Raw genomic sequence first — 22,963 nt, 5'->3', positions numbered from 1 at the left:
AAAGTTGCTGTTAATATATAACTATTTGTTATAGTATCATATAATCTACTGTAATTCATTTATTTACATTTTCACCTAGCCAAAGAATCACATATTTATCAATCTGTTCTAGAGCTTCATGATTAAATGGTGTAGCTGTGCAACAAGGACAATTACACATTAACATACTTCATTCTAACATGACTGATCTTTCCTTTTATCTCATCTGAATAGATCAGGAGTATAGAAGTCAGGCCTAACCCCATGACAAAACCTACCAGGAACATGAAGATTATTACCTTCAGGTATTCCATAGTAAAAGCATGGGAAAGAAAGACCTGATCATTTGATATCAGGAAATCATTCCCATATTGTACGAGTGTAGTGTTCAGTGTAGCATTATACATTTCATCGCTTCCAGTAAGAACGAATTTTAAACGATATCTCGGAAAAGGTCAAAGACAGGAGATGCCAGAGGCCTTGTAAGAACATAAGATCCTCATTCATCTGTCACCAGCTCCGGAGAAGAGAACCTGTCTTTTATTCTGCCGATAGCATTTTGCAAAAATGGTCTTTCAGGTTTCCTGTTACCTGGATCGATTCCCAATTCTTCAGACCAATTAAGGAAGGTTGGTTCTTCATCGCACTCTTTACGGAAATAGTGAGTATCATATGCCCTTGCAACCTTGACGGAGAACCTTAAACGAGACCTGTTATACATGGCCTCTTTATCCTGGTGTCTGCGTTTGAAGTCATCTTCTGTAAGGTATGCATCGATAGTGAACCAGAGAGGACGACCAATTAAGGGGATCTCGGTCTTTTTTACATAGAAGAAGGTATCAGTCATTTCACGTATGACCAGATCGATCCTTGCAGGATTCTGAGCTATCAGGTTTATGTCATTTCCGTTATGGCCATTGGTGGAAAAGAACAGGTGTTCATCATCTGTGAAACTCTTATGTTTCCTGCTGTTAAAGTCCCTGTATGCTTCGTCTATGAAAATGTAGCTATCATAGATAGGGAGATATACATATTCAGGCTTCCAGACATCACAGAAGCCGAGTTTAGAGTGCTCAATGGGATAATTGGAGAATACCCTACCTTTAAAATCAGGGTCTTTCAATCTCTTCTTGTGGACCTCTTCCATTCTCTGCAGTGCTTCTGCAGTACAGGTAAAGGTCTTACCTTTCCTGGGAGGAGCCCAATAAATATAGATCATAACATCACCTAAAATTGGATATTAAGTACGTCTAGGGCAATGCTTACATTGCCCTGGACTTTTGACGTCGGTCATGCAGACCCCGAGAACCAAATGATCAGTAAGGTTCAAGAGTTCCACATGACCCGACGTTATTTCTTAGCTCTGAAGAACTTACGCACAAGAGCAAATGCCATACCAACAACTGCAGCAGCTGTGAAAATGACAAGAGGCATTTCAAGGAATAGCATCATTACATCGGTTGCAATACCGATGAACCAGATGATCACTATTGACAGGTTATCGAGCATTTCTTGGGTTCCCATTCTACTTTCTCACCTCCCCCCATTTCCTATGTGTGAACCAATGAGCTTGAAAAGATCAATTACGCCTACAAAGACGAGAACAAGGAAGCAGCCAGCTACAAGCATGCAGATGATGTAAGTCACATCTGATGTAGGAGTACCAAGGAAATCATAGATAAGCGGCATTACGTTACTAGTCATTGTTAGAAGTCCTCCTGTAGAGCATGTAGAAGGTTTGTAATAATTCACAGAATGCTATCACTAACAGTAAAGCGATGATCACATCCTGACCCCATGGATAGGATGAGGTTGCAATAGTTGAATTGAAGAGATTGTCAGCGAGTTGAAAGGTCATTAAGAGTCCTCCGAATGTTTCGAGTTGTCATCGATAAGTTCAAAGATACCCCACAGGGTGACACCTACAAATTCAAAAGCGAGTAAGAGGTCAAGGACTGTATGAGTATCAAAGATGATGACATTGTCAAGCATCTGGAAGAGCATTACAATAACATTGAGGAAAAATCCAAATGCTAGCAGAAAGTCGCTCATATCTTGTTCCCCAGTATCTCAACGTCCTTAAAGAACCAGTAGATACGCAATAAAAAGACAATAGTGAGCATTAACAGGATTAGAAGGATCCAGGGAGAAGGCATCCAGAGACTGACAAAGGTACTGACCAGAGAGTACAGGGAATCAAAGAAGGTGAAGAGGGAATCTATGAGGCCAACGAAAGAACCTATTATGATCTGAATTATGTTTGTCAAATGGCTGAATATGACCTTAAGGGGATAAAGGAGAGCATACAGAAGTTCACTGAGGAACTGTTCAAAGTCAATATCAAGTAAGCTCATGGTCATTTCCTCTTGAAGATCATCAGAACCATCAGCCAGACCAGATTATAAGTTATCAAAGCCTGAACCTTTGGAGGCATTGAATTAACTACAGGTGCAAATATGGTGGCTACAATAGGGTTGTATCCCTGCATTTCAGCAGTTGAGGATAGAAGGTATGTGTTTGCACTATTGATGGAATCGTTAATGGCATTCACCGGATACATAAGAAAGGTGAATCCGTTCTCGGTAGGTTGGAACAGGTAGTTAGCAACGGAATCTACAGAACCATAATATCCGCTCAGGAATGTGGAGTTGTAGGACCCTGTTTCGTTGTTCTCTTCTGTTCCGTCCTGGAAAGGATCATCAGGCATTTCCGGAGGATCAAGTATAGGGTCTTCAGGTTCCTCTGGTTCTTCAGGTTCTTCGGGTAATGTCTCGTTGTTCGTGTTGTTTGCCGATGTTGTAACGGTCAGGGTATCGGTTGCCAGGGTAGTTTCAGTTTCCTCTATGACAGTTGAGAGGCCGGACCATGTTTGTGTTACTCTGTATAGCTCTACCAGGGATACCTCGACTGTGTCAGGGTAAGATGGAAATGCAGGGGTCAGGAACTGCTTCGTACCGGATGCAGAGTTAAGGGTAAAAGGTAAAGTTACCTGAACAGGCTCGGTGTCATAGTCGAATTCAAGATAATAGGAATAGTCGTGATCAAGAGTTACATAACCATCAAATTCTGATGTACTTTCCTGCAGGTCATCGATGTAATAGGATACATCTATCCAGGTATCAGGCTGTTCTTCATCATAGGCGAATTCTACAAGGTTGTTATTAGGTACTTCCTCATCGTATGGAGTACCTTCTAAATTAACATTATCAACATTACTGTTCATGCCTCCTGACTCATATAATGAGGAAGAATAACCATAAGACTGGAATCTAATGTTTTGTGTTCCTGTGAAAGAATAAGGACTTAGATCAACATCTACATGAGTCCACGAAACAGTAGAACTATAAGAGTAAACTAAAGTGGTACCAACATAAACATAGAATTTACCGTATCCGCCATATGTGATCTCAGAACATTTAAAATCAAAACTTAATGTATCTCCGGTCACTTTGGAAAAATCAACAGGTTGGTATATTTCATGATATCCTGATTTAGAAGAACTTCCTGTTCTTTCAGCATAGTGGTTAATGTATGCTGAACCAGAAATAACACCAACAGAACCCCCAGTGTAACCTGAGCTTGAAGAAGACCAATTAGTCAATGTTCCGGCACTAAAATCAGCATTATGGAAAACGTTGGCAGATGCAGGAACTATGAAGAGTAAGAGGGCCAGAAAAAAGAGTATAGGTTTGATGGTTGGCATACGGTGGCCCTCTCATCGGTGGAGTTAGTTGGGTTTCCAGGAAGCAAGCTCTTTTATGGCCTGTTTTGCATCGGTATCCTTGCTCAATGCATCGAGCATGTTGTTGAAGATCTCAGGCTTGATTATGCCTTTATGGTCTACAATGGTGCTCACGTCTATTTTTGGAGCATATTTAACGACCTCATTTTTATCGTTGGTGAACTCACCCTGGGCTTTTATGTCAATGGAACCGCCCATGAAAACTAGTGTTTTAACTTCTTTGTCTTTCATCATGTCACCCTCCTTCGGGTAATCACGAGTTTGAGAGAAGGGATATTTAAACATGAATTTTTATGTGAGTATAGTTACACACACAAAACGAGTTTAGAAGGAATGAGAAACAGAAGCGTAAAGGGAGTTCGATTAAAGTAAGGACTGTAAGGATGATGAACTGAACGGATATACGATTAAATTTTGAATAGGAATTTTAGTTTAAAGCAAGGTCAGGGCTAGCAAAAACTTCGGGCAGGGTTCCGCTCCCGAGGGGCTCGGCCAGTCGGCCCCTCTCCGCTCACACCCTTGCTATTGTTACGGGATAGGTGGCTAATGTATTGGTACATGATGAGCTGCTTCTAGCCACAGGATTTTAGATACTTTGGAAATACTTGGATTGATGTATTCGATAGTATAAGAGTTCATAACTTATATATTATACAAAGTTTATTAGTCGGTATGAGATTTTCCTTATGTAAGACAGTAATCTTATGTTTAATTATATCAATTATCATGAATTCTGCACTAGCATATAATAATTCATCGTATAAGGAAAATCTATCTTCAAATATCAGCAATATTTCATTTTCATCTTCAGATAATATAGGGCTACAAAGTACTAATGAAAATCAATATTTGTTATTAGCAAATCAAAACCTGGATCGTTCTTTGTCAATACTGAACGCAATCCTTACTGCAATAACAGCTTTGATAGCATTAATTGCAATATTATTCACTATCGGTGGAGCTATTCTTGGTTTTGAATACAGGAAATGGAAAAAACTAGAAACAAAAACTGAAAAACTATCTGAATTATTAGAAAGCAAGTTAAATTTTGCAGATGATTACATTGAAAAAATAAAATCTGTAGTTGGTCTGATTCCCCTTGAAGATAAGCCATCTAAAGAAATAATATCTAAAATTGATAAATTTGATTCGGCAATACCTGCACTGGATTTGTTAAAAACATTTGGACATGAACTCGATTTTACAGATTACCTAAATCTTGCTTCAAGTAAATTTTATAAAAACAATTTTGAAGATGCACTCTATTGTATAGAAGAGGCTTTAAAAATTAATGATGCCAATGCTGCAGTTTGGTCCAGTAAAAGTGTTGTCCTTAGTGCTCTTGGAAGAATAGAGGAATCATTAAAAGCAAATAACAAAGCAATATCTATTGACCCTTATTTTGGCAAAGCTTGGTACAATAAAGGCAATATTCTCAATGAACTTGGCAGAAAGGAAGAAGCACTGCAGGCATATGATAAAGCAATAACGATTGATCCTAATGATGCTTCAGCTTGGCACAATAAAGGTATTGTTCTTGATGACCTTGATAGAAAAGAAGAAGCACTGCAGGCATATGAAAAAGCAATAACGATTGATCCTAATGGTGTTTCAGCCTGGCACAATAAAGGTCTTGTTCTTGCTGAACTTGGCAGAAAGGAAGAAGCACTGCAGGCATATGACAAAGCAATAACTATCGACCCGGATTATGTTTTAGCCTGGTACAATAAAGGTCTTGTTCTTGATGACCTTGGCAGAAAGGAAGAAGCACTGCAAGCATATGACAAAGCAATAACCATCGACCCGGATTATGTTTCAGCCTGGCACTATAAAGGCAATGTTCTCAATGACCTTGGCAGAAAGGAAGAAGCACTGCAAGCATATGACAAAGCAATAACTATCGATCCTAATGGAGCTTCAGCTTGGCACAATAAAGGTGTTGTTTTTGAGGATCTTGGCAGAAAGGAAGAAGCGCTGCAGGCATATGAAAAAGCAACAACAATTGATCCTAATAATGCTTCAGCCTGGTACAATAAAGGTCTTGTTCTTGAAGACCTTAACAGAAAGGAAGAGGCATTAATGGCATATGAGAAAGCAACAACTGCAAATCCTGATTTTGCTTTAGCCTGGTACAATAAAGGTCTTGTTCTTGAGGGCCTTGGCAGAAAGGAAGAAGCACTGCAGGCATATGAAAAAGCAACAACAATTGATCCTAATAATGCTTCAGCCTGGTACAATAAAGGTCTTGTTCTTGAGGACCTTAACAGAAAGGAAGAGGCATTAATGGCATATGAGAAAGCAACAACTGCAAATCCTGATTTTGCTTTAGCCTGGTACAATAAAGGTCTTGTTCTTGATGAACTTGGTAGAAAGGAAGAAGCATTACAGGCATATGGCAAGTACAAGGAAATATCAAAAGAAAAATTGTGATTTTGAACCTATGGAAAAAGATGATATGTCTGAAAAAATCATTGATTGCCAAGTAGTAAGAAGAAACATGCCTGCTCAAAAGTTAATATTTTTATTAGGATTAACTCAATGCCACTTTACCCCATGTTTAGATAGATATTTCTCATAACATTCGTCACATCTATACACGGTCCTATCCCAGGACTTACTTGTATGTCGAGCAGGTGCTCCACATTCACATATCTTATTTTCTTCTATCATATGCCAGCCTCACCAATCTAATTCGATGATCTCAAAACTATCAGGGGGATCTTTAAGATCCTGCAGGAAAAGACACCGCAGTTTTTGCGGTATTGTTTTATCATCCAGAATTCGAGAGCGTTCGCTCATCAGATACAGCACATATTCAAGATTAGCCTCATTGGTTATCGAGCTTAACCAGCCTTGTCGACACTCTGCAGTGAATTCATCATAAGCATCAAATAATTCATGTAAGGGATAATATCCCTGATCTTTTAGTTTTTCGTCAGATGTGGCCTCATCTCCAAGATAACAGAGTTCGCCTTTTGCATTGAATGTATAGGGTTTTGTCCTGTTCTCGTTCAGGACCTGCAAGACGTCGGCCTGTATTCCCTGGATCTCTTCTTGTGTAAGATATTCTTCAGGTTTCCAGTTGTGGAGATCACCAAAGGGTGTACATGCCTGCATCCGGGATTCATCATCAACATTTGTTAACGCGCCGGCATGGGTCATCAGATAACGGATATGTTTTACAAGGTCAGTTGTTGTTTCAAGTGTGTAAGTACCGTCTTTTTTCTGCAGTTTGCGAATGACTACTTTTTTGTCACCGGTGATCTTTTGATGAGAGGGAAATCCAAGACCATGAACATGTATTGAAAGGTTGGAACAATCACGCCAGTTTCGATATTCAGTACCAAGATAAGCATTTATTTTTTCAATATTAGAAGGGTTCCTGACATAGCTCCAGAAGCCTCCGGATGTTGTATTTTCGCCATTGAGAACACGTATTGCATCTTGTACATGCTTTTTTAACCTGAATGGGTGGAATATTTGGATACCAGCTGTTACACCCTGGCGTTTTACACGATCTTTTACGTTACGTTTGAAATTGCGGATATCTTTTAAGGTGACGTTATCCTGAACATCAGTGTGCATCGAACCGATGTAACGAAATGGACGGTCACCAGTTACCAGGGCATAACATTCTACAAGAACAGAGTTTTTAAAAGTGAGAGAATCGGTTTTGAATTGACCACAACAAGGACAGCGCAATAGTTTACATGTCTTGAAGGTTGAAGCGGCACCGTTACCAGATTTATGCATGTGGGTTAACGACCTTGTATGACAATAACAAGGCTTTTGCCCCTCACCAGGTATTGTAAAGTTACCTTTATTCATGGGAGTAGTAAGAGGATCGAATCGCTCTTCAGGGGGTTCAAAGTCCTCTATGGACTCTGCAGGATAGTGCAGTTTAGAGATCTTTCGATTATGTCGTTTTGTTTGTTTTGCTCTGTCCTGATTGATATTTTCCCAATCAGGAGTAGGAGACCTTAATTCGGGCTGCATATGTCAGCATGAATAGGGCTTGATTGTCAGAGATGACCTATCAGGAGAGAGATCAACTTTAACAACAGACTGCAATAAAGTACCATCAAGGCCGACAATACCTAAAGCAACAGCTGCCTCTTTGGGAATGCAGACAGACAAACCTCTATCATTCTGACGTACAGAATAATGTGTTCTAGCCAAGTGTCAGGCCTCCTTCATGGAAGCGCGCGCACAGCTAAAGCTAATGCTAACAATATTGATGAATTTCATTTCAATCGAACCATTTAAGTTTATATCAGAGTTGCCACACCCTGAATAGAAAAAAATTAGAATGACCTATATTTAAACATTTGGATTTCAGCAACACTATATAAAAAACAAATCAGTTGTATATAGTACCAAAAAAACACGAATGAAACTTATATATAGACACAATAGATATTAGCAAATACCTTCTAATGTGGCAAGCCTGCGCCAACAGGATGAAAAATGAACCGTCTTTTCTATCGAACCAGGACGGTTCCAAGATTGCTATAATCGGAAAGGTGCGCGGGATTTCTGGGAGTCATTATGATGATTCTCAGACATCACATCCCGGTCGGCGCACTTAACTTTTCTTTTGCTTAATTTTGTGATAAAGAGTTAAAACTCTTATGATTTTTCTGCTGTTTTCCATAAGTAAAGGGGTGTGAGGCTCTATTATGCAAAAGAATAATACTAATATTAGATGAACCCTTTAATGATTATCATAAATAATTTGGATTGTTTTGTGTTAATAAGGAATGTAAGTGAATGGATGAATTAGATTCTTCAAATAATGTCAATTCCCCTAGTTCAGGCGAATACAAGGAAAGATTATCTTTTGCAATTAGTTTAATAGGACTATTTGTTGTAATTTTATATACAGTAATTCCTAAATTTTTTGTTGAAAAAGTAGGTTCTACTTGGTTAGTTTTATATTATCTTCACCTTTGTATATATGTCATTATTTTCACATTGCTAGTGTTTATTCTTCTTCAAGGGTATGCACTTTCTTATCAAATGGGATCTCCTCTCAAAAGGAAAATGAATTTGTTTTGCTCTTCATTATATGATGCATCTTTCTTTTTTATTTATGTAGCATTAATTATGGTATTGTTTGTTTATTGTCTTTCTTTACTAAATGATGATGATTTTTCTATATTTTCTATGCTTTTGACAATATCTTTAGTTATTATTTCTAGTGCTAGGATTGAATTCAAACTTCGACTTGACTCTATGAATGAGGAGTTTGACCAAATATTTCATCTATTAACATTTATTTTTTCCACTGTTTTTTTATTTGTTGTGTATGGTAGTATCACATGTACTCCTGATAGAATCATCACCATCGCAATAATTTCCTCACTATTATCTTTATCTATTCTGTTATTAGTTGAATTTCTTTCAAAAGCTTACATTGATAGCAATGAAAACAGTGATGATGTAAATAATAAAAAAGTTACCATATCGCTGATTAACCTAATTCTTCTTTTTTCATTGTTTATACTTTTAAATTTTAATATCCCAGTATCAAGTATTGACTTGGATATGAAGTCCGTTTACGAATTGGATGAATCTCCTATTCCCATAAACGTTAAAATTAATGGGTTAAATGGCAATCTAACTGTGTATTTGTATAAAGAGAACGAACCATCTTTTGTGCCGGTTTCAAGTCTAAAATTTGGTAGCAAAGAAGAATATGATACAGTAGAAAACAATATTTTGCGTGGTATTTACCTTGGAAATGGGGAATATGAATTTTACATAAACAGTACAGAAATGAATGTAGGATATTATGCATTAAAGTTTGATGTTCTAACTTACAGCAAAAGAACCACTTTCCTGATAAAGGAAACAATTGATGCCTGAATTAAATTATTCTATGGTTTATTTTGTGTCACAACTTCATTCTGGTGTTTCTCTTGCAACAGGGTCTGATATTTATGAGTATATTTTTAGTTTATATGTTAATTCGTTTACCAACAATTTTTTTCTCATTAACTAACCTTATTATCTAATTCTTTCTAACATCTCCCTCCCTCTCCTTCCATCTATAACTACAACTCAACTCGCAGTTTAGACAATTCTTTAATATGTACAACGCCTTCTATATATTACACAATAACCGGTCAGAATCCCCGGTTAGAGATCAAAGAACAAGAGGAAGTGAATATGTCATCTGATAACAAAAGCGATAGATCCTATTTCGCTATAATTGCACTATCGGTCGTACTGGTGGTGATGTCGTTGACGATATACGGCATCTCGCAGAGCGGAACGGGAACAGGTACAGGAACAGCAGACACCATAAGCATGAGCGGGTATGCAGAACAGAAGGTAACTCCTGACACGGCGCAGATAAGCATAGGTGCCGTGGTACAGGCTGACACCTCGGAAGAGGCTGCCAGTGAGAACGCGGCAATCATGAGCGCGGTCATAGAAGAACTGAAGGCACTCGGGCTTGAGGACAAAGAGATACAGACCTCCTATGTGTCCGTGTATCCTATCTACAACTATGATGAAGGCAGGACCATCACAGGTTACTCCGCATCCAACAGCGTGGAGGTCACAACCACCGACCTCGACATCCTCAGTGATGTGATCGACAGGTCAGCCGCAGCCGGAGCAAACCAGATAGGAAGCATCTCCTTCTCCGTATCCGACGAGCAGCAGGAAGAGCTTCGTGAGGATCTCATGGATGAAGCAGTAGCCGATGCATCCTCAAAGGCCGAGATACTTGCCGACAGCCTTGGTCTTAAGATAAAAGGCGTGCAGACCGCATCCATAAACGAAGGCGGGAACAACAGGGTCTACTATGCAATGGATGCTGCAATGGAGATGGAGGAAGCAGGAGTCTCCACACCTATCCAGCCGGGAGAGTCCACTGTCTCGATGTCAGTGCAGGTCACCTACTACATTGGATAAGGCTATCTGGCATAACATCCGGGAATTGAAGATGAAGAAGATGGGGAATTACAGGCCATTTGATATCGGTCTGTAGGTTCTTTATCTATATACCAACCAACCACCACAAGCCGCCGGTAGATGCCGGTGGCTCCTTTTCTTTTATTATGCGGTTATGGGGTCGAAAAAGAGCATCGGATGCTTGTAATACATTGAAAAACAGATCTGACCGACAGATCAGACAGACATTTGTAGGAACTGTCTATCTTGAAACCCGGGCTTCTGCCTCGGGATTATTTCTTTTATCGTATTTACTTTGCAGTATATCAAGAACCTTCTTTTTTGCACATGCCTTTTTACTGTCCTCCATTCTTTTAAAGTTCTCATCTTTAAGGTCAGAAGAGTTCCATTCAAAGAGGACAGAAACATCGCCAATGATCTTCCTTGAAATAAGTTTTACACCTGCGTTTGTCAGTTCTTTACTATCCATGTCGACCAGGCTACTTGATACAAGTATGGCGAAATGTCTTTCATAGTGGGAACGGGGTATATTCAGAATTTTCAGTATATCCGGTTCCATCGTATAACCAAGATAAAAGCAGAAGAGAATACGGATCTGGGCATCTTCCTCTCTGTTAAGCATCCCATAAAGTGCAATAAGGGTTGAGTAGTCCCTTGACCTCATTAACATTTTAGAATCATCTGTAGCATTCACAATGATATCTATATAATGCGTATTTTCAGGATTTTCAATTTTGATCTGTCTGATGTTGCTGCTACTAATAAACCTTTTAATTTCAGTTACCACCAGGTTTCCACACAATGATGAATCGCCACATTTCCATATTATCCTGATCAGGTCTTCACTGCCTGCAGCCATTGTATCCAGATAGTTCCATGTAGTAGACAATTTTTCAAATTCTCTCTGGGCACTGGAACCAAGCTTCTTTTTATCGATACCTTTCATCTTCGCTATAATTTCGGCTCCATGAGGAGTGATATTGGCATATTCATCAACTAACTTCTTTGCTTTGAGGGATGTGTATATCTTGCTTATCAGCTCTTCGTCTCCGTCAAAAATAGGTAGCAGCATTTCTTTGCTTTTTACTCCCGAAGCTAAAAGAAACAGCAAGCGCGCATCTTTTGGACCAAGGTTCTCAATTAGCGGATCAACTTGTAATTCTTTCATCCGTTCTATTAACTCGGCTCCCTGGGGGGTGATACTTGCATATTCGTCAACAAGTTTCTTTGTTTTAAGAGACACAAAAGTTCTTCTGATCAGTTCTTCATCGCCATCAAAAATAGGTAGCAGCATGTCCGAACTATTTACTCCGGAAGCCAGAAGGAACAACAAATGGATCTCCTGTGGTTTCATCTCTCCGATCAGCGGGTCAGCTTTCAATCCTAAAAGGCTCATCAGCATGTATTTAAGATTGGAAATGTCCGACTTTTTACCGGCAAGCATCATTGAATTTACCACTTCACCAGTACCAAAGGTTGCATTTTTCTTATAGTCAATAGCCATCACAGAACCATGCCTGCTGGAGTTCTGGATCTTACTGACAATAGCCTGCGGTAAAGGCCGATCGACGATCAATATATCTTTAAAATTAATAGATAGCACACTACATGAGGTCTGGATCTCCAGGTTGTCATCGTAAAGGGTTACTTTCCATTGATCCCACCGTGAGGTATCTATATAGAACATCGTATTGATGCGTGGAATATCAATGATCCCTAAAAATTCCATTTCTCCATATATCATTCAGGCCACCATTTGGTATTGATCTGCCCATTGTATGATGTTTTTCACAAAAGTAAAGTGAACAGTTAGTATAGCTGCTAATTTCTACACTAAGCAGACAATGTATATTGTTCACTATTTATATGGATTTCTATTTAAAAAAATATATTATATGATTATTATATAAATTACCAAACAAAGGAGTAAAAAGATTTAGTGATTTCTTTATTATTTACGTTCTGATGCAGCTTTCCAGCATCAATCTCACAGCCTTCGGTCCGTTCAGCTCCGAGGCCATATCCCGCATCTCAGCAAGCTTGTTCCCGTATTTCTCATCATCGATCAGCAGCCTGACATTTCGGAGTATATCTTCGGGAGATGCGGAATAGTCCAGTCTCTTCCCGAGGCCGTCCTCTTCGATAACAAGGGCATTGTTCTGCTGCTCGCTGTGTTTCTGGTCCGGGATGCTTATCATGGGAACTCCGAAGCTCAGGGCTTCCATCATGGTACTGTGGCCTCCGGGTGCGATAACCACATCCGAGGCCTTCATGTATGGGAACTGGTCATCGATGAACTTCAGGATGGTCACATTCTCCGGCAGGGTCCCGAGACTTTCGGGATCAACGCTTGGACCTGAGAGCAGGGTATAATTGATGGAACTATCCATGCCTGCCGCCTCTATCACCTTCCTGAAGATAGGTTCCCTGTAACCGAAACCACCAACAGTGCAGAGTACATGCGGGCGTCCCAGTTCCTGTGCAGTAGTCTCATCATATGTCTTTCCGATGAGCGGACCACTGAAGAATACCTTTTTCCATGTCTTTTTCTTAAATTCCAGATTCTTCCTGCACACCGTATGCGGCAGGGGATAATCCGGGATGATCACCTTATCGGGCACTTTGAACATGCCGGTGTATGACTTCTTCACGATCTCTGCCAGTATCTTGCTGGACACGCCCTTGCCCTTGAAGAACTCCTCCATGTTAGACTGGTTGACTATCATGTGGCAGGGGATGTTGCGTGTTCTGGCGCTTATCATTCCCATGAAATAACTGTCAGATATAACAACATCGGGTCTGTTCCTCTTGAGCAACCTGCGGATCTTTATCAGGCTGAGGAACTGCCCTCTCTTGAATGTTGCAAGAATGGACCTCTTCATATTCAGGGAACCGGCCTTGCCTACAAGTGTGATCTCCGAGGGTACTTCATGGGTGATGAATCCCTTACGTTCGATAAGTTCCCTGGAATAACCGTAAGCACCAAAATGGACATCATGGCCTGCATTCACAAGTTCCCTGCCAATAGAGATGCATCTGCTGGTGTGTCCTAACCCTTCACCACAAACAAAGATCATAACTTTCATCTTAACACCAAAAAACATCCGGCTCTAAGAACCAACGGTGCAAATATGTATGCATCTCTTAAAAATACTTTCACTCAGTTCCGGCCAGTTCCTATATTCAATTTTTCACGACACGACCGATCCTGGAAACCTGTGGCTGTTTCGATATCCTGTATAACAGGAAAGGCAGCCCGGAGCCGAAGAAATGCTGTGCTAGATGCATGGTTGCATTGCTGATGTGCGGGTGTTTCTTCCTGTTCTCATCGACAAAGAGGCTGACAACCCTATCGAATACCTCCACACCCGTAGAGTAGCCACCCTCTTCTGTCATGCGTTTCTCCATATTGAAGATAAGCTCCACCCATGCATTCAGTTCATGGCTGATATGCTTCCAGATAGGTTCGTCTATCATCATGAAGGACCTGCCCCTCTCGATGTTCCTGAAATACTCTCTGAAAGTGTCACCTTTTGCCACAGTGTAGACCCTCCCGATCCTTCCTGTGTGGCTGTCGGTGGTCACAGCCAGCCCTTTCCTGTAACGCTGTGCCAGCACCATTGAGAAGAAGTTCTTCTGCGTCAGGTCCTGCATATTATACTCTATCACAGGGAACTGTTTCGCAAGTTCCGGCACTGCAAAAAGGTTGGGTTTTTCACCCGGTTTGAACCAGAATGGGTGGTTATACATGTGAAGTATGTCATTGCTTCTAAAGTAGTCCAGCAGACTGTAGATGTCCTGTTCCTTCTGAACTATAGGTTCTATCTCTGCATAGTGTCTCCTGTCGAAGTCAAATGCATTGATGTGTATAGTGTGACCCACATTCTCCATGTCCGTGATGGATATCTCCACCCCTGTTGTGAGTCTTTCCCTGTCCCATCCCATGATATCATAGGCCTTCACTGTATCATGATCTGTAAAAGTTATGTGATCAAGTCCTTCATTGAGCCCTTTTTGCATAAGGTTGGCCGGTCTGGTGAACTTGCTGGCGGGTACGTCGTAAGAGCAGGATGTATGTACGTGCAGGTCTGCTTTATTCCATCCTTTCCCGATAAGTTCTGCTGCCTTTTCTGAAGGAAGTATCCTATGCTTCGAATTAATCTTATTACAGAACAACTTCTCACACCCGCATTGATTTTTTTCTTTATATATGCAGGTCGGAAGTTTAAAATAAATACTTTATCACTATTATCTATATTCGTATCTGATATCTCTATATATCACTGTACTCTATATTAGTAACTTCTATATACAAAATACCTGCAATTGTTCTTATGCTCTCTTCTTTATCTGCTGCAGCCCTGAATGACGCTTCTTTTTATGATTTATGTGATCCATGTGGTCCATGTGATCTTATGGTGATATCATGAGGTTCCTTATCTTCGTCTGTGGTGAAGGTCTGGGTCATACCGGACGCTGCATCTCCCTTGCAAATGAACTGATCTCTGCAGGTCATGATGTGACCATCGGAGCCTATGGATACTCAAAGGAACTCATCGAAAGGTCAGGTCTCAGTGTAATGGAGGTCCCGCAGGAACTGAAACTCAACGGAAAGAACGGTTCACTGGACCTCAGGAATTCCATAATGGCAACAGCAGGCGCCATCTCTATCGGAAATATCAAAAATGTCACAGACCTTGTCAAAAAGGTAAACCCGCATTTTGTGATATCGGATGGTTATTATCTCGGCATTCTCGCAGCTAAAAGGAGGGGCATAAACCGGGGTATGATAGTCAACCAGTCCAGCATGGAGGAGTTCTTCAAAGGCAAAGGACCAGCTGTGGCTCTTGCAGGTTCGGCCGTGAGGATGTTCTACACATGGATCTATAATAATATAGATATCATATTCGTCCCGGACTTCAAACCACCATCCACCATATGTGGCTCCAATCTGTCATTTCCAAAAGGAGTGGAGCACAAAGTGGAGTTCACAGGTCCTGTCCTCAGGAAAAGGTTCGATGAAGTTGTCCCGAAGGACGATGTCAAAAGACCTCATGTACTCTGCAGTATAGGGGGATTCGGATACCGGCTCCAGATATTCAGGATGATCCTCAAGGCAGCGGAAATGGACCTGAACATCAATTATACTTTGATAGGAGGCCCTGACCTTGACTATGGCCTGCTGGATAACGTACCTGATAATGTGGACATAAAGAAACTCATCCCTGACCCATTTCCTTACTATCGGTCCAGTGACCTTGTGATATGTACCGGAGGCCACGGTACTCTCACAGAGTCATTAAGCTTCGGTCTGCCTGTCATCTCCTTCCCTGATCAGGGTCATAATGAACAGGAGAACAATGCCCGCCTTCTGGAAAAGAACGGGTACGGATTTTTCTTCACTTACTCTGCCACCCCTGGGGAGTTGCTTGATTCCATCCGTCAATTGATAGACGATGAGTCATTCAGGTCAAGGACATCCGAACTTAAAGAACAGGCACAGGTCCTGGATGGACCTGCATATATAAGAAAAAGAATTGAGAAATATGCTTTCTCATGTACGAAGCAATAGTCCTGAGAACCTGAATAGCTCTTCGTGGTCATGCAGTACTATGTCTGCATGTTCAAGCTCTTTCCTTTCAAGGTAGGTTGGTATTCCAACTGTGAATATCCCTGCATTCTTCGCAGACATGACCCCAAGTCTTGCATTTTCCACGACGATGCAGTTCTGCTTCTCAACTCCCAGCAATTCCACAGCTTTGTTATAGGGGTCTGGCTCTGGCTTTCCTTTCTCAGTGTCATCTCCGCTGACAATGGCATCGAAAACTCCGGGGAAGAACCTGTCCATCATCACCTTGACCACAGTTCTGTCAGAACCTGAAACAACAGCAAGTCTGAATCTGTCCTTCAATGCTTTCAGGCATTCATCGATACCGCTGAACATGGTAACAGCATCCCTGTCAAAGAGTTCATGCTTCCTATGCGGGACCAAATTCATGAGTTCATCGAACCTGCCAGCATCACTTCCGCTACTGTCCAGTACCATCTTCACGATTCCCGGGTCATTCTCCCCTTCAAGACTGAATATATCTCTTTCATCGATATCTATCCCGACTTCCATGAAAGCAGTCTTCCAGGCTTTTGAATGCAGATGCATCGAGTCGATGAGCACGCCGTCCATATCAAATATCAGAGCTTCTATCACATTAAGGAACTTGTCTGGTTAATATATCTAATTGATCTGGGAATATAACATAGGACTATACTATCTATATAGGTATGATGGAAGGTCTAAAAGCCTGATATTCTCAGACCACAAGGCTCTTTTAATTTTCAAAGTAATCTATAATTATGGATAAAGCAGGGGTGATCTTCGCTTTATTGACAGTGGCAGCCGTAACAGCAGGCTCATGGTTCTTTGCGGGGGTGTATGTATCAATGACAACGGAACGGGTTGCTTATGAGGTCCTTGATGATATAGGGGATGGTGTTGAGATCAGGCAGTATGGGGAAATGACAGTCATCTCAACAGTTGCAAAAGACTCCGGTGATGCGTTCTCTTCACTTGCATCTTATATTTATGGAGGAAATGATAAGGATGCAAAGATCGATATGACAGCTCCTGTTCTCTCTTCAGAGGAAGGGGACTTTGTCAATATGTCCTTCGTACTTCCTGATGCTTATGGTCTGGACAATGCCCCAATCCCTGATGACTCCGGGGTCTCGGTTCATGCGATCCCTGCCAGAAAGCTTGCAGTTATCGGATTCTCAGGCTACGCAAATGATGATGTCATTGAGAAGTATCGTTCTATCCTCGATCAAAGACTTGCTGCCAGTGATGTCTCCACAAAGGGAGACTATTTCCTGATGCGTTATGATCCTCCGTGGGTGCCGCCTGCCCTTATGCACAACGAGGTCGCTATCGAGGTGGAATGAATGACAAAGGAATACAGAACATCCCTGTTCATATTCAGGCGTGACCTTCGCCTTGATGACAATACAGCCTTGAACCGGGCACTGGAACTGTCCGATGAGGTGGTCCCATGTTTTATCTTCGACCCGAGACTTGCGGACAGGGAACGAGAACATTTCAATCACAATGCGTTCCAGTTCCTGCTGGGATCCCTTGAGGACCTGAAAGAACAATTACGATCAAGGGATGGTGAACTTTTCCTTTTCTCCGGCATGCCTGATGATATAATCAAGGAACTTGCCAAAAATCACGAAATAGATGCCGTCTTCTTCAACCGGGATTACACACCTTTCAGCAGGAAGCGGGATGAAGTAATAGAAAATGTATGTAATGATGCTGGCATCAAGGTATTCAGCTATCATGATGCGCTCCTTCATGAACCGGGAACTGTGCTGACCAACGAAGGGAAGCCCTATAAGGTATTCTCCCAGTTCTTCAGGAAGGCTTCACAGATGGAGTTCCCACTTCCGGAAATGAAGGGTGAAGGCAGATTCTTTTCAGGCGATATCGACCACGGTTCCAGAATCGAACTTTGTGGGATCACTGATATCTGGTCTTTCGAAAGGAACGATCATCTATTCACAAAAGGTGGCAGAACCCATGCTCTGGAGACCCTGCAGGATATTGGCAGTTTCGTGAACTATGACAATGAACGTGACTTTCCCTCGATCAATGGGACAACAGGACTTTCCGCTCATAACAAACTGGGTACCATCTCCATACGGGAGTTCTATTATTATGTAAAGGATGAGCTTGGTGCCGGACACACACTGATAAATGAACTCCACTGGCGTGATTTCTTCACTCATCTTGCTGTTGCTTTTCCTGATGTGTTCGAACATGCTTTCAAAAAGAAGTTCGAGGACCTTCCATGGATGAATGACAAACGCCTTTTTGAGGCATGGTGTTCAGGAAGGACGGGCTTCCCTATCGTCGATGCAGGGATGAGGGAACTGAACACTACCGGATACATGCACAACCGTGTGAGGATGATAGTCGCATCCTTCCTTGTGAAGGACCTGCATATTGACTGGAAATGGGGTGAACGCTACTTTGCCAGTAAGCTTGTGGACTACGACCCCTGCGTCAACAACGGTAACTGGCAATGGTCCGCATCAACAGGTGCAGACTCACAACCATATTTCCGTATCTTCAATCCCTGGACTCAACAGAAGAGGTTTGACTCAGACTGCCTGTATGTCAGGGAGTGGATACCTGAACTTGCAGATATCGATCCAAAGGCAATCCATTCCCTTGAAAAAGGACAGGAGCTTCAGAGAGTTGATTATCCACATCCAGTGGTGGACCATTCGATGGAACGGAATGTGGCTCTTACGATGTTCAAAGCGATGGGCTGAATGATCGGTAAATTGCTTTTATGAGTTTACATATTATTCCTTCAAATGCGACTTATTTTTGATTGGATTTGCGAACAAGGTAAGTGAAAATTCAAAGAAGGACCCAATTGCCAGATTCGGATATACAGATGGAATATTCGGTAGCAGCATAGTATTTTTCTTTAAATGAAGGGGGATATTCTTAACTAATATTAACAGCAGATATATCTATTGTAAACTAATTTGTTCGTGGGGAACAAATGGGGGAATTAAGTATGAATCTCATATCGAAGAGCTTACTGCATGCTCTTTTATTATCTATGTTAGTTTTAATTTTGTCCGTAACAGTTGCTTCTGCAGAAGCGAATGTTATATTGTATGACGGAAATGCCCTTGAATTCTCAAGTCCTCTGGATGTTGTGGCATATGCAAATACAGTATATGTCATACCACCGTCCGAGTTCCAGATCACGACAGACGGGACCATCTGGCGCTATAATCAGTGGATCGCATTGATGAGTGAAGGTAATTGGGTCGAAGCAGAGACAACCGTAGCAACAACTACGGTAGGTATCCAGTTCTGGGGTGATACCAATGATGGCTGGGCACGTGTTCTTGTTGATGGCGTGGAGGTATGGTCAGGGGATACTTATGGAAGTGATGCGACCTATCCTGGAGGGGCATTTGTAAAGTATCTGGAAGTATCCGGTCTGGATAAAGAGACCCACACCATAAGGGTGGAGAGCATGGGGATCGATGGTCCGGGTGGCAGCGATCATGTGACCATCTTTTTCTTCGCCCTCATGGACCCATCTGCAGTGGGTACAACCTCTGCTCCGGTTAGTGGTCTTGTTGCCTACTATCCTTTTGATGGTGATGTAAAGGACTATTCAGGCAATGACAATCATGGAACCCCTATGGGAAATATGGTTTTCAGCTCTGGTGTAGTAGGAAGTTCTGCAGCGACTTTTGATGGGAAGAGCCATATTGAGGTTCAAGATAGTGATTCTCTTGACCTGACAGAGGATTTCACTTTCACCGGATGGCTCAATAAGGAAGATGCAGGTGTAGGGGGATGGGCTGTCGTGTTCTCAAAGGGTGATACGTCCTCTCAACTTGGTTCAAGTAGCCCATATGCTCTGTTCCACAGTTCCAATGGAGTGAACTCTGGCGTTCGTATTGCCGGCCAGAATATCGTGTCAAATGCTGAAACGGATTTCAACGAGTGGTATTTCGTTGCCGTCACAAAAGATGGAAGTGAGCTGAAGTTCTATATCAATGGGGAACTCAAGGACACTAAAACAACAGCAGTTTCTATCCCGAGATCAGATACTAAGCTTCTCATAGGCATCGATCCCCCGGGAGTCACCGAATACTTCAAAGGCTCGATGGATGATCTTCGGATCTACAATATTGCCCTTTCACAAAGTGAGATAAGTGCTATCTATCAGGGTGCATCGGTCCCAACATCCACTCCGACATCTACTCCGACCACAGGTACAACCTCCGTCTCTAAGAATGGTCTTGTTGCTTACTATCCATTTGATGGTGATGCCAGAGACTATTCCGGTAACAACAACCATGGAACAAACAATGGTGCTACCTTTGTTTCCGGAACAAAGGGTCAGGCATTGAGTTTTGATGGAACTGACGATTATGTACGTTCTCCGGTCAATATCAATCCGGACACTCTTCCACAACTGACCATAGTTGCCTGGGTCAAGTCCGACCTTGAATCGAGAACCGTCATCTCACATGATAATGGGGGTTACGACCGAACGATAGCCATCGATAATCGTGGAGGAGGACTTGGATGGTCCGCATTTACCGGTTCTGGCGGAGTACTGGGTTTCCATCCTGCCACGATAGGGGAATGGACTTTCATAGCGACGGTCTATGATCAGGATACCCAGACAATAACATTGTACGTGAACGATAAGGTGTATACTGAAAAAGGAGTACTCAGTGGTGGATGGGATTACACCAACATTGGTTCCAATCCTTCCTATGGGGGCAATTTTGATGGTGTCATTGATGAGGTGAGGATCTACAGTGTTGCTCTTTCACAAAGCGAGATCAACGCAATTCGTCAGGGAGCAGCAGTTCCAACTCAAACACCTACTACTCAAGACCCTGTTGCTGACAAGTTCACCGGGCTGACCTTTGAATCCCGCAGCAAGGCAACGGGAAGCAGTGTACAGATCCCTCTGACATTGTACGGGGTACGGGAGAATATCGGGAATATGGATATGACCCTGAGATATGATTCTTCCGTCCTTGAAGCCACTGAAGTTGTAAAAGGCAGCCTTACAGGCGATTCACTCTATGATTACAATATCATTGATGGTACGATCAAGGTCAGTTTAGCTGATAAGGCTGGATTCTCAGGTGATGGTTCTGTTGTCCAGGTGAGATTTGACGTGATAGGAGCTGAAGGTTCATCCTCTGACCTTGACATCGTATCCCTTTCTGCCAACAGAGCAGACCTGACGTCAGTGAGTATTGCTACTAAGGATGGAGTGTTCACGGTGGTAGGTCTGGATGAAAGCAGGGGGGATGCAGAGGGTGACGGTGGTGAACTTACTGCTCTGGATGCCCTGTATGCACTCCAGATGGCTGTGGGAAAGATACCGGAGGACCTGGCTATGGATATGAATGGAGATGGAAGTGTAACATCGATCGATGCAAGACAAATACTGAGAAGTTCTGCTAAATTGGAGTGAAATGGGGGTTATAATATGAAAAGAATGATGTTGTTAGTTAGTCTGTTGTGTCTTGTATCTCTTGCATCGGCACAGGATATGGTCATAAGTGTAAGTGATACCACAGGCGCAGCCGAAAGTATAGTGGAGGTTCCTATCAACCTTGAGGGAGCTGAAGATGTGGGAAGTATGGATATTTCCCTTATGTATGATCCGGCAGTCCTGCAGGCTGTGGGAGTGGAAGCTGGTGAACTTGGCGGAAATGCTTACATTGAGTCCAATACGGCCAGTGAGGGGAAGGTTATGATCGCATTGGCTGACTCTTCCGGCATAAACGGTGATGGTTCTGTTGCAGTCGTATCATTCAAGGTTCTTGGTGATGTAGGTTCATCCAGTACTCTGACACTGGGTGATGTGGCAGTACACAATACCGACCTTGTAGAGGTTATCTCTCCCACCATTGACGGAACTCTCAGTGTTACCGAGGAAGCTTCGGAAAGCGCAGGTTACGCAGGCATGCTGCTGATGACAATTGGTGCGATCGCCGTAGCCCTGTTATTTGTCAAAAGAAGATAAGGTGGGGTGGAAATGAAGAAGATGATACTGCTCTCATTTCTACTTTTTATCCTTCTGGCAAACACAGCATCTGCAGGCCTGTTCACTGATATGAACAAGAAGGTTACAGCTTACAATCAGAACGTGGATAAGGTCCCTGGTATTGTGAACAGTCTTCTTGGAAATGAGGAGATCTACGGTATAATAGAACTGAATGACGGGGATGTGCTGGAACTGAAAGTAGTGACAGAGGATTCTACGGTCGTGGTATTCCAGAAGCTGGCGATCGAGATAAAAGCCGAAAAAGGAGACTGTAACGGTGATGGTTACCTGAGCGCTGTGGATTCCCTGTGTGCCCTGCAGATGTCTACCGGAAAGATGGCAGAGGATTCAAATGTCGATGTTGACGATAACGGAGCTATCACGTCCCTGGATGCAAGGATAATTCTCCAGTCAGTGGTGGGCCTGAGCTCTGAGATCGATCCGACGGTCATTGTATACTCAGATGAAGATACCATTAGGGGTATAATGGGATCGAAACAGCCTGCCGATACATTCCTGGATGCCTATGAAACTGGAGACATTGTGATAGAACCTGTGGGCTTTGTTAATAACATTACTTTCTTTGTGGCAAACATTGGTCTAAAGGTCTCAAGGCTGCTTGGGGTTATCTGACTATCAGTGAGTGCACCCACAGGCTCCATAAAACAGAATATTCAAGTTCAAACCTGATCACCTGGTTTCAGCTATG

At 42.2% G+C, this 22,963-nt stretch carries 24 protein-coding genes; 9 read left to right on the top strand and 15 right to left on the bottom strand.

What is annotated here, in order from left to right; genetic code table 11:
• Positions 1 to 152: 152 nt before the first annotated feature.
• From V7O63_RS13245 to V7O63_RS13205, 9 genes are all read right to left on the bottom strand, one after another.
• Positions 153 to 386, bottom strand: coding sequence for a hypothetical protein (locus V7O63_RS13245; RefSeq protein ID WP_340819018.1), 234 nt, complete (start codon positions 384 to 386; stop codon positions 153 to 155).
• A 92-nt stretch (positions 387 to 478) separates the two neighbouring features.
• Complete coding sequence (locus tag V7O63_RS13240) at positions 479 to 1,198, bottom strand: zonular occludens toxin domain-containing protein (RefSeq protein WP_340819017.1); 720 nt, start codon at positions 1,196 to 1,198, stop codon at positions 479 to 481.
• Positions 1,199 to 1,329: 131 nt separating this feature from the next.
• Positions 1,330 to 1,503, bottom strand: a complete 174-nt coding sequence (locus V7O63_RS13235; protein ID WP_177188091.1) for a hypothetical protein — start codon at positions 1,501 to 1,503, stop codon at positions 1,330 to 1,332.
• A gap of 9 nt (positions 1,504 to 1,512) precedes the next feature.
• Positions 1,513 to 1,683 carry a hypothetical protein gene (locus tag V7O63_RS13230; RefSeq protein ID WP_340819016.1) on the bottom strand — a complete coding sequence of 57 codons (171 nt, stop codon included), beginning with the start codon at positions 1,681 to 1,683 and terminating at the stop codon, positions 1,513 to 1,515.
• On the bottom strand, positions 1,676 to 1,837 hold the full coding sequence (locus V7O63_RS13225; protein ID WP_340819015.1) for a hypothetical protein: 162 nt from the start codon (positions 1,835 to 1,837) through the stop codon (positions 1,676 to 1,678). Before V7O63_RS13225 ends, V7O63_RS13230 begins: the two co-directional genes overlap by 8 nt.
• Complete coding sequence (locus V7O63_RS13220; protein WP_340819014.1) at positions 1,837 to 2,031, bottom strand: hypothetical protein; 195 nt, start codon at positions 2,029 to 2,031, stop codon at positions 1,837 to 1,839. The genes V7O63_RS13225 and V7O63_RS13220 overlap by 1 nt, the downstream gene beginning before the upstream one ends.
• Positions 2,028 to 2,333, bottom strand: coding sequence for a hypothetical protein (locus tag V7O63_RS13215; RefSeq protein ID WP_340819013.1), 306 nt, complete (start codon positions 2,331 to 2,333; stop codon positions 2,028 to 2,030). Before V7O63_RS13215 ends, V7O63_RS13220 begins: the two co-directional genes overlap by 4 nt.
• A 2-nt stretch (positions 2,334 to 2,335) precedes the next feature.
• Positions 2,336 to 3,202 carry a hypothetical protein gene (locus V7O63_RS13210; protein WP_340819012.1) on the bottom strand — a complete coding sequence of 289 codons (867 nt, stop codon included), beginning with the start codon at positions 3,200 to 3,202 and terminating at the stop codon, positions 2,336 to 2,338.
• Between the two features lie 504 nt (positions 3,203 to 3,706).
• Complete coding sequence (locus V7O63_RS13205) at positions 3,707 to 3,952, bottom strand: hypothetical protein (protein WP_340819011.1); 246 nt, start codon at positions 3,950 to 3,952, stop codon at positions 3,707 to 3,709.
• Positions 3,953 to 4,447: 495 nt separating this feature from the next.
• On the opposite strand from V7O63_RS13205, the gene V7O63_RS13200 reads away from it, so the two are divergent.
• On the top strand, positions 4,448 to 6,151 hold the full coding sequence (locus V7O63_RS13200) for a tetratricopeptide repeat protein (protein WP_340819010.1): 1,704 nt from the start codon (positions 4,448 to 4,450) through the stop codon (positions 6,149 to 6,151).
• Positions 6,152 to 6,400: 249 nt separating this feature from the next.
• Here V7O63_RS13200 and V7O63_RS13195 read toward each other — a convergent pair whose 3' ends face one another.
• Both V7O63_RS13195 and V7O63_RS13190 read right to left on the bottom strand, forming a co-directional pair.
• Positions 6,401 to 7,717 carry a hypothetical protein gene (locus tag V7O63_RS13195; protein WP_340819009.1) on the bottom strand — a complete coding sequence of 439 codons (1,317 nt, stop codon included), beginning with the start codon at positions 7,715 to 7,717 and terminating at the stop codon, positions 6,401 to 6,403.
• A 3-nt stretch (positions 7,718 to 7,720) separates the two neighbouring features.
• On the bottom strand, positions 7,721 to 7,900 hold the full coding sequence (locus V7O63_RS13190; protein WP_340819008.1) for a hypothetical protein: 180 nt from the start codon (positions 7,898 to 7,900) through the stop codon (positions 7,721 to 7,723).
• Positions 7,901 to 8,491: 591 nt separating this feature from the next.
• Between V7O63_RS13190 and V7O63_RS13185 the strand changes: the two genes are divergently transcribed.
• Together V7O63_RS13185 and V7O63_RS13180 are read left to right on the top strand one after the other, a co-directional pair.
• Positions 8,492 to 9,589 (top strand): hypothetical protein, encoded by a 1,098-nt coding sequence (locus V7O63_RS13185; protein WP_340819007.1) that lies wholly within the window; start codon positions 8,492 to 8,494, stop codon positions 9,587 to 9,589.
• 303 nt (positions 9,590 to 9,892) lie between these two features.
• Positions 9,893 to 10,645, top strand: coding sequence for an SIMPL domain-containing protein (locus tag V7O63_RS13180; protein ID WP_340819006.1), 753 nt, complete (start codon positions 9,893 to 9,895; stop codon positions 10,643 to 10,645).
• A 241-nt stretch (positions 10,646 to 10,886) separates the two neighbouring features.
• Here V7O63_RS13180 and V7O63_RS13175 read toward each other — a convergent pair whose 3' ends face one another.
• From V7O63_RS13175 to V7O63_RS13165, 3 genes are all read right to left on the bottom strand, one after another.
• Positions 10,887 to 12,389: a hypothetical protein gene (locus V7O63_RS13175; protein WP_340819005.1), complete on the bottom strand. Its 1,503-nt coding sequence runs from the start codon at positions 12,387 to 12,389 to the stop codon at positions 10,887 to 10,889.
• A 211-nt stretch (positions 12,390 to 12,600) separates the two neighbouring features.
• Positions 12,601 to 13,731 (bottom strand): glycosyltransferase, encoded by a 1,131-nt coding sequence (locus tag V7O63_RS13170; RefSeq protein ID WP_340819004.1) that lies wholly within the window; start codon positions 13,729 to 13,731, stop codon positions 12,601 to 12,603.
• A gap of 97 nt (positions 13,732 to 13,828) precedes the next feature.
• On the bottom strand, positions 13,829 to 14,821 hold the full coding sequence (locus V7O63_RS13165) for a PHP domain-containing protein (protein WP_340819003.1): 993 nt from the start codon (positions 14,819 to 14,821) through the stop codon (positions 13,829 to 13,831).
• A gap of 250 nt (positions 14,822 to 15,071) precedes the next feature.
• On the opposite strand from V7O63_RS13165, the gene V7O63_RS13160 reads away from it, so the two are divergent.
• Entirely contained in the window at positions 15,072 to 16,217 is a 1,146-nt protein-coding gene (locus V7O63_RS13160; RefSeq protein WP_340819002.1) for a glycosyltransferase, read from the top strand.
• Here V7O63_RS13160 and V7O63_RS13155 read toward each other — a convergent pair.
• Positions 16,200 to 16,850, bottom strand: coding sequence for an HAD family phosphatase (locus tag V7O63_RS13155; protein ID WP_340819001.1), 651 nt, complete (start codon positions 16,848 to 16,850; stop codon positions 16,200 to 16,202). The genes V7O63_RS13160 and V7O63_RS13155 overlap by 18 nt on opposite strands.
• Before the next feature lie 146 nt (positions 16,851 to 16,996).
• On the opposite strand from V7O63_RS13155, the gene V7O63_RS13150 reads away from it, so the two are divergent.
• The 5 genes from V7O63_RS13150 (at position 16,997) to V7O63_RS13130 (ending at position 22,887) form a co-directional block, all read left to right on the top strand.
• Entirely contained in the window at positions 16,997 to 17,581 is a 585-nt protein-coding gene (locus V7O63_RS13150) for a heme-binding protein (protein WP_340819000.1), read from the top strand.
• A complete protein-coding gene (locus V7O63_RS13145) occupies positions 17,582 to 18,976 on the top strand; it encodes a deoxyribodipyrimidine photo-lyase (protein WP_340818999.1) in 1,395 nt (464 codons plus the stop codon).
• A gap of 314 nt (positions 18,977 to 19,290) precedes the next feature.
• Positions 19,291 to 21,678, top strand: a complete 2,388-nt coding sequence (locus V7O63_RS13140) for a LamG-like jellyroll fold domain-containing protein (RefSeq protein WP_340818998.1) — start codon at positions 19,291 to 19,293, stop codon at positions 21,676 to 21,678.
• A 15-nt stretch (positions 21,679 to 21,693) separates the two neighbouring features.
• Positions 21,694 to 22,233, top strand: a complete 540-nt coding sequence (locus tag V7O63_RS13135) for a cohesin domain-containing protein (RefSeq protein ID WP_340818997.1) — start codon at positions 21,694 to 21,696, stop codon at positions 22,231 to 22,233.
• Between the two features lie 12 nt (positions 22,234 to 22,245).
• Positions 22,246 to 22,887, top strand: coding sequence for a hypothetical protein (locus V7O63_RS13130; protein WP_340818996.1), 642 nt, complete (start codon positions 22,246 to 22,248; stop codon positions 22,885 to 22,887).
• Positions 22,888 to 22,963: the final 76 nt, after the last annotated feature.

The organism is Methanolobus sp. WCC4 (assembly GCF_038022665.1).
GTDB lineage: Archaea > Halobacteriota > Methanosarcinia > Methanosarcinales > Methanosarcinaceae > Methanolobus.
Note: the sequence above shows the minus strand (reverse complement) of the source record. Positions and strands in the feature narration are given on the sequence as shown.

Bases quoted from the DNA above. Each gene is read 5' to 3' on its own strand.
- V7O63_RS13160 (WP_340819002.1), top strand. From the start codon at position 15,072: ATGAGGTTCCTTATCTTCGTCTGTGGTGAAGGTCTGGGTCATACCGGA.
- V7O63_RS13135 (WP_340818997.1), top strand. From the start codon at position 21,694: ATGAAAAGAATGATGTTGTTAGTTAGTCTGTTGTGTCTTGTATCTCTT.
- V7O63_RS13215 (WP_340819013.1), bottom strand. From the start codon at position 2,333: ATGAGCTTACTTGATATTGACTTTGAACAGTTCCTCAGTGAACTTCTG.
- V7O63_RS13210 (WP_340819012.1), bottom strand. From the start codon at position 3,202: ATGAACAGTAATGTTGATAATGTTAATTTAGAAGGTACTCCATACGAT.
- V7O63_RS13245 (WP_340819018.1), bottom strand. From the start codon at position 386: ATGTATAATGCTACACTGAACACTACACTCGTACAATATGGGAATGAT.
- V7O63_RS13195 (WP_340819009.1), bottom strand. From the start codon at position 7,717: ATGCAGCCCGAATTAAGGTCTCCTACTCCTGATTGGGAAAATATCAAT.
- V7O63_RS13180 (WP_340819006.1), top strand. From the start codon at position 9,893: ATGTCATCTGATAACAAAAGCGATAGATCCTATTTCGCTATAATTGCA.
- V7O63_RS13130 (WP_340818996.1), top strand. From the start codon at position 22,246: ATGAAGAAGATGATACTGCTCTCATTTCTACTTTTTATCCTTCTGGCA.
- V7O63_RS13220 (WP_340819014.1), bottom strand. From the start codon at position 2,031: ATGAGCGACTTTCTGCTAGCATTTGGATTTTTCCTCAATGTTATTGTA.
- V7O63_RS13150 (WP_340819000.1), top strand. From the start codon at position 16,997: ATGGATAAAGCAGGGGTGATCTTCGCTTTATTGACAGTGGCAGCCGTA.
- V7O63_RS13145 (WP_340818999.1), top strand. From the start codon at position 17,582: ATGACAAAGGAATACAGAACATCCCTGTTCATATTCAGGCGTGACCTT.
- V7O63_RS13225 (WP_340819015.1), bottom strand. From the start codon at position 1,837: ATGACCTTTCAACTCGCTGACAATCTCTTCAATTCAACTATTGCAACC.
- V7O63_RS13200 (WP_340819010.1), top strand. From the start codon at position 4,448: ATGAATTCTGCACTAGCATATAATAATTCATCGTATAAGGAAAATCTA.
- V7O63_RS13185 (WP_340819007.1), top strand. From the start codon at position 8,492: ATGGATGAATTAGATTCTTCAAATAATGTCAATTCCCCTAGTTCAGGC.
- V7O63_RS13170 (WP_340819004.1), bottom strand. From the start codon at position 13,731: ATGAAAGTTATGATCTTTGTTTGTGGTGAAGGGTTAGGACACACCAGC.
- V7O63_RS13240 (WP_340819017.1), bottom strand. From the start codon at position 1,198: ATGATCTATATTTATTGGGCTCCTCCCAGGAAAGGTAAGACCTTTACC.
- V7O63_RS13230 (WP_340819016.1), bottom strand. From the start codon at position 1,683: ATGACTAGTAACGTAATGCCGCTTATCTATGATTTCCTTGGTACTCCT.
- V7O63_RS13175 (WP_340819005.1), bottom strand. From the start codon at position 12,389: ATGATATATGGAGAAATGGAATTTTTAGGGATCATTGATATTCCACGC.
- V7O63_RS13205 (WP_340819011.1), bottom strand. From the start codon at position 3,952: ATGAAAGACAAAGAAGTTAAAACACTAGTTTTCATGGGCGGTTCCATT.
- V7O63_RS13235 (WP_177188091.1), bottom strand. From the start codon at position 1,503: ATGGGAACCCAAGAAATGCTCGATAACCTGTCAATAGTGATCATCTGG.